Source organism: Streptomyces sp. NPDC093568 (assembly GCF_044764945.1).
GTDB lineage: Bacteria > Actinomycetota > Actinomycetes > Streptomycetales > Streptomycetaceae > Streptomyces.
The window spans coordinates 618,976-625,050 of sequence record NZ_JBIWJD010000004.1 but is presented as its reverse complement, the minus strand read 5'-3'; the positions used below and the strand labels follow the sequence as shown (position 1 = coordinate 625,050).

Annotated in this window: 4 protein-coding genes; all 4 read right to left on the bottom strand. The window is 69.4% G+C overall.

Features of this window, described 5'->3' with window-relative positions; all coding sequences use genetic code 11:
- Positions 1-86: 86 nt before the first annotated feature.
- The 4 genes from ispG to ACIRD7_RS20195 all read right to left on the bottom strand — a co-directional run bounded on the left by ispG (position 87) and on the right by ACIRD7_RS20195 (position 6,060).
- A complete protein-coding gene (ispG, locus tag ACIRD7_RS20210) occupies positions 87-1,244 on the bottom strand; it encodes a flavodoxin-dependent (E)-4-hydroxy-3-methylbut-2-enyl-diphosphate synthase (RefSeq protein WP_403454900.1) in 1,158 nt (385 codons plus the stop codon).
- Positions 1,245-1,446: 202 nt separating this feature from the next.
- Positions 1,447-2,739, bottom strand: a complete 1,293-nt coding sequence (locus ACIRD7_RS20205) for a M50 family metallopeptidase (protein ID WP_403455110.1) — start codon at positions 2,737-2,739, stop codon at positions 1,447-1,449.
- A gap of 8 nt (positions 2,740-2,747) precedes the next feature.
- Positions 2,748-4,004 carry a 1-deoxy-D-xylulose-5-phosphate reductoisomerase gene (dxr, locus tag ACIRD7_RS20200; protein ID WP_403454899.1) on the bottom strand — a complete coding sequence of 419 codons (1,257 nt, stop codon included), beginning with the start codon at positions 4,002-4,004 and terminating at the stop codon, positions 2,748-2,750.
- 121 nt (positions 4,005-4,125) lie between these two features.
- Positions 4,126-6,060, bottom strand: coding sequence for an acyl-CoA dehydrogenase family protein (locus ACIRD7_RS20195; RefSeq protein ID WP_403454896.1), 1,935 nt, complete (start codon positions 6,058-6,060; stop codon positions 4,126-4,128).
- Between the last annotated feature and the right edge of the window lie 15 nt (positions 6,061-6,075).

Here is a 6,075-nt window from a genome sequence, read left to right as displayed (position 1 = left end):
GCACGCTGCGAGGGCCGGCGGCTGCGGGTGAGTGGGGGCTGGGCGCGCAGTTCCCCGCGCCCCTCGGGGGCCTGCGGCCCCCGCTCTCAGCCCGCCACCGAGACCGACGGCTCGCCCGACTCCGTGCCCTCCGCCTCCATCTTTTCGGCCAGCTTCATGGCCTCCTCGATGAGGGTCTCGACGATCTTGGACTCGGGGACCGTCTTGATGACCTCGCCCTTGACGAAGATCTGGCCCTTGCCGTTGCCGGAGGCGACGCCGAGGTCGGCCTCGCGGGCCTCGCCGGGGCCGTTGACGACGCAGCCCATGACGGCGACGCGGAGGGGGACATCCATGCCGGTCAGGCCGGCGGTGACCTCTTCGGCCAGCTTGTAGACGTCGACCTGGGCGCGGCCGCAGGACGGGCAGGAGACGATCTCCAGGCCGCGCTGCTTGAGGTTCAGGGACTCCAGGATCTGGTTGCCGACCTTGACCTCCTCGACCGGCGGGGCCGACAGGGAGACGCGGATGGTGTCACCGATGCCCTGGCTCAAAAGGGCCCCGAAGGCCACCGCGGACTTGATCGTGCCCTGGAACGCCGGGCCCGCCTCCGTCACGCCGAGGTGGAGGGGGTAGTCGCACTGCTCGGCCAGCAGCTGGTAGGCCCTGACCATCACGACCGGGTCGTTGTGCTTCACCGAGATCTTGATGTCCCGGAAGTCGTGCTCCTCGAAGAGGGACGCCTCCCACAGGGCCGACTCGACGAGCGCCTCGGGCGTCGCCTTGCCGTACTTCTGGAGCAGGCGCCGGTCGAGCGAGCCCGCGTTGACGCCGATGCGGATCGGGGTGCCGTGGTCCTTCGCGGCCCGCGCGATCTCCTTGACCTTGTCGTCGAACTGCTTGATGTTGCCGGGGTTCACCCGGACCGCGGCGCAGCCGGCCTCGATGGCCGCGAAGACGTACTTGGGCTGGAAGTGGATGTCGGCGATCACCGGGATCTGCGACTTGCGGGCGATCGTCGAAAGCGCGTCGGCGTCGTCCTGCGTGGGGCACGCCACCCGCACGATCTGGCAGCCGGAGGCGGTCAGCTCGGCGATCTGCTGAAGGGTCGCGCCGATGTCGGACGTACGGGTCGTCGTCATGGACTGGACCGAGACCGGGGCGTCGCCGCCCACCGCCACGGTCCCGACCTGGATCTGCCGGCTCTTCCGGCGCTCGGCGAGCTTGGTCGGAACGGACGGCATGCCGAGAGAAATCGCAGTCATCTGCTGTGCAACCCCAAGTCGTGGATCAAGATCCGGTCCCGTCAGCAGCGGGCTCCAGGCTTCGAGATTACGGCACGCGACCAAAGCCCAGCACGCCCCCACCTCGGATGCACTCGGCGGGGGGACCCCCATCGCCCGTAAACCCACTCAATGGAAGGCGGCCCGGGACAAAGGATCCCGGGCCGCCTCGAACGCCGTATGGCTAGGAGATTCTGACCGGGTTAACGAGGTCCGCGACCAGTACCAGCAGGGTGAAGCAGATGAACACTCCGGCGACCACGTAGGCCACCGGCATCAGCTTCGCCACGTCGAACGGACCCGGGTCCGGGCGGCGCAGCACCCTCGCCAGGTTGCGGCGCAGCGACTCCCACAGGGCGCCCGCGATATGACCGCCGTCGAGCGGCAGCAGCGGGAGCATGTTGAAGAGGAACAGGGAGAGGTTGAAGCCGGCCAGGAGGAAGACGAACGTGGCCAGCTGTTGCGACGCCGGGATGTCGAGGGTCGCGATCTCGCCGCTCACCCGGGCCGCGCCCACGATGCCCATCGGGGAGTCCGGCTCGCGCTCGCCGTCGCCGAACGCCGCGTCCCACAGGGCGGGGATCTTGGAGGGCAGGGCCACGAGCGAGTCGACGGCCTCGCCGACCCGGTCCGTCATCCAGGCCACCGAGTCGCCGAAGTCCTGTTTGACGACGCCGGTGGCCGAGCTGAAGCCGAGGAAGCCGGCCTTGACGTACTCACCCTCGACGTAGGCCCCGCTCGCGTCCTTCTTCACGACCCGGTTGGTGGCGATCTTCGCCTCCAGGGTGACCTGCCGGCCTCCCCGGTCGACGACGATCGGCACCTCCTTGCCGGCGCTGTCGCGGATCAGGTCGGAGAGGGTGTTCCAGTCTTCGGTCCGGACGCCGTCGAAGGCGACGATCTTGTCGCCGGCCTTCATGCCGGCGGCCGCGGCCGGGGACTTGGGGTCGGACGCCTTGCAGTCCTCGCGGTTCTCGGTCTGGGCGATCACACACGGGGAGACCGAGCTGACGGTGGTGGTCTGCTGCTGGATGCCGAAGCCCATCAGCACGGTGAGGAACAGTCCGAAGGCGAGGATCAGGTTCATGAACGGGCCCGCGAACATCACGATGACCCGTTTCCACGGCTTGCGCGTGTAGAACAGGCGGCTCTCGTCACCCGGCTTGAGCTCCTCGAAGGCGGCCGAGCGGGCGTCCTCGATCATGCCGCGCCAGGGTGAGGTGGAGCGGGCTTCGAGGCGGCCGTCCGGTCCGGGCGGGAACATGCCGATCATGCGGATGTAGCCGCCGAACGGGATCGCCTTGACGCCGTACTCGGTCTCGCCCTTGTTCCGTGACCAGATGGTCGGGCCGAAGCCGACCATGTACTGCGGCACGCGGATGCCGAACAGCTTGGCCGTGGACAAGTGGCCCAGCTCGTGCCAGGCGATCGAGAAGAGCAGCCCGACCGCGAACAGCACTATGCCGAGGATGAACATCAGGGTCGTCATGCACGGGCCTCCGCCGTGTGTGCCGCCAGTTCCCGGGCTCGTGCGCGGGCCCAGGTCTCCGCTTCGAGGACGTCCGCGACGGTGAGTGAAGTTCCCGCGCGCGGGGTGCCATGTTCCTCCACCACCCGCGTCACGGTCTCCATGATCCCGTTGAACGGCAGCGCGCCGGCCCGGAAGGCCTCCACGCACTCCTCGTTGGCGGCATTGAACACCGCGGGTGCCGTGCCCGCGAGCTTCCCCACGTGGCGCGCCAGGTTGACCGACGGGAACGCCTCGTTGTCGAGCGGGAAGAACTCCCAGGTCGACGCCTTGCTCCAGTCGAAGGTGGGCGCCGCGTCGGGAATGCGTTCGGGCCAGCCGAGGCCGATGGCGATGGGCCCGCGCATGTCGGGGGGCGTCGCCTGGGCGATCGTGGATCCGTCCGTGAACTCAACCATCGAGTGAACATACGACTGGGGATGCACGACCACCTCAATGCGGTCGAAGGAAATGTCGTACAGCAGATGCGCCTCGATGACCTCCAGACCCTTGTTGACGAGGGTCGCGGAGTTGATCGTGATCACCGGCCCCATGGCCCAGGTGGGGTGCGCGAGGGCGTCCTCGACGGTCACCTTCTCCAGGTCCGCCTTGGTGCGGCCGCGGAAGGGGCCGCCGGAGGCGGTGACGACGAGCTTGCGTACGTCCGCGCGCGCACCGGACGCCAGCGCCTGGAAAAGCGCCGCGTGCTCGGAGTCGACGGGGATGATCTGACCGGGCTTGGCGAGCGCCTTGACCAGCGGGCCGCCGACGATCAGGGACTCCTTGTTGGCCAGCGCGAGGGTGCGGCCCGCCTCCAGGGCGGCGAGGGTGGGGGCGAGGCCGATGGAGCCGGTGATGCCGTTGAGGACGGTGTGGCAGTCGGAGGCGGCTACCTGGGTGGCCGCGTCCGGTCCGGCGAGGATCTCGGGGAGCGGCTCGCCCGTGCCGTACTGGGCCTCCAGGGCTTCCCGCAGCGCCGGTACGACGTCCTCGCGGGCGACCGCGACGGTCCGTACCCGCAGCCGGTACGCCTGCTCGGCGAGGAGGGCGACCCGGCCGCCGTTGGCGGACAGGGCGGTGACCCGGAACCGGTCGGGGTTGCGCAGCACGAGGTCGATGGCCTGGGTGCCGATGGAGCCGGTCGAGCCGAGGATCACCACGTCCTTGGGGCCGTCGCCCGCCACGGGGTCGTAGACGAGATGCGGGTCGGCGAGGGGGGCTGGGCTGTCGCTCATCCCCCTATTGTGGCCGTAACGGCTTGTCGGCAGGACAGGGCGTCCCCCTCCGGCAGGTAACAGGATGGTGAGGGGTCGTCCCCGGCCCCGACCGGGCGGCGGTGACCCCTCACCGGGTCGCTCAACTGATCGGACGGTGTACGTTCTCCCGCTCGCTCGGGCCCGGGGTCGCGTCCGCGATCCACACGCCGCCGTCGTCCGACGGGTCGACGATGCCCTGTTCCAGCCACTCGTACGTGCCCGCCATCACACCCTTGACCACCTTGCGGTCGAGGTCGTCGGTGTTGGACCACAGCCGGCCGAAGAGCTCCTCGATCCGCAGGCGTGACTGCCGGCAGAAGGCGTCCGCGAGCTGGTAGGCCTCGCGGCCGTGTTCGCCCTGGGCGCGCAGGTGCTCGGCGCGGACGCAGACCGCGCTCATGGCGAACAGTTCGGCGCCGATGTCGACGACCCGGCCGAGGAAGCCCTGCTTGGTCTCCATCCGGCCCTGCCAGCGGGACATGCCGTAGAAGGTGGAGCGGGCGAGCTTGCGGGAGGTGCGCTCGACGTAGCGCAGGTGCGCGGAGAGGTCGATGCCCTGCTTGAACTCGCCGTAGGTGTACGGCAGTTGCCCCTGGCCGGCGACCAGTTTCGGCAGCCACTTGGCGTAGAAGACGCCCGCGTTCGCGCCCGCCTTCGCCTTGTCCTGGAGGGACTTGTCGGGGTCGATGAGGTCGCCGGCGACCGTCAGGTGGGCGTCGACGGCCTCGCGGGCGATCAGCAGGTGCATGATCTCCGTGGAGCCCTCGAAGATGCGGTTGATGCGCAGGTCGCGCAGGACCTGCTCGGCGGGGACTCCGCGCTCACCGCGCGCCCTGAGCGAGTCGGCGGTCTCGAAGCCGCGGCCGCCGCGGATCTGGACCAGTTCGTCGGCGATGAGCCAGCCCATCTCGGAGGCGAACAGTTTGGCGAGGGCGCCTTCGATGCGGATGTCGTTGCGGTCCTCGTCGGCCATCTGCGAGGCGAGGTCGGTGACCGCCTCCAGGGCGAAGGTGGTGGCCGCGATGAAGGAGATCTTGGAGCCGACGGCCTCGTGGTGGGAGATCGGCTTGCCCCACTGCTCGCGCGCCGCCGACCACTCGCGGGCGATCTTCAGGCACCACTTGCCGGCCGCGACGCAGGACGCGGGGAGCGAGAGCCGACCTGTGTTGAGCGTGGTCAGGGCGATCTTCAGGCCCGCGCCTTCCGGTCCGATCCGGTTCGCCGCCGGGACCCTGACCTGGTGGAAGCGGGTGACGCCGTTCTCGATGCCGCGCAGGCCCATGAAGGCGTTGCGGTTCTCGACGGTGATGCCCGGCGAGTTGGTCTCGACGACGAAGGCGGTGATGCCGCCCTTGTGCCCCTCGGACTTCGGCACGCGGGCCATGACGACGAGGAGGTCGGCGACCACGCCGTTGGTCGTCCACAGCTTGACGCCGTCGAGGATGTAGTCGTCCCCGTCCGGTACGGCGGTGGTGGCGAGGCGGGCCGGGTCGGAGCCGACGTCGGGCTCGGTGAGCAGGAAGGCGCTGATGTCGGTGCGTGCGCAGCGCGGCAGGAAGAGATCCTTCTGCTCGGGGGTGCCGAACAACTTCAGCGGCTGCGGTACGCCGATCGACTGATGGGCGGAGAGCAGGACGCCGATCGCCGCGCTGGCCGATCCGGCCAGGGTGAGGGCCTTGTTGTAGTACACCTGGCCGAGGCCGAGACCGCCGTACTTGGTGTCGATCTTCATGCCGAAGGCGCCGAGTTCCTTCAGGCCGTCGATCACCTCGTCGGGGATGCGGGCCTCGCGCTCGATGAGGGCGCCGTCGACCTTCGTCTCGATGAAGTCGCGCAGCTTGGCGAGGAACTCCTCGCCGCGCTGGGAGGCCTCGTCGGTGGGCATCGGGTGGGGATGGATGAGGTCCAGGCGGAAGCGGCCGAGGAACAGTTCCTTGGCGAAGCTGGGCTTGCGCCAGTCCTGTTGGCGCGCCTCCTCCGCCACCTGGCGTGCCTCACGTTCGCTGACGGTGGGTTTCGTGGGTGCTGCCGACATGAGGCTCACCTCGAC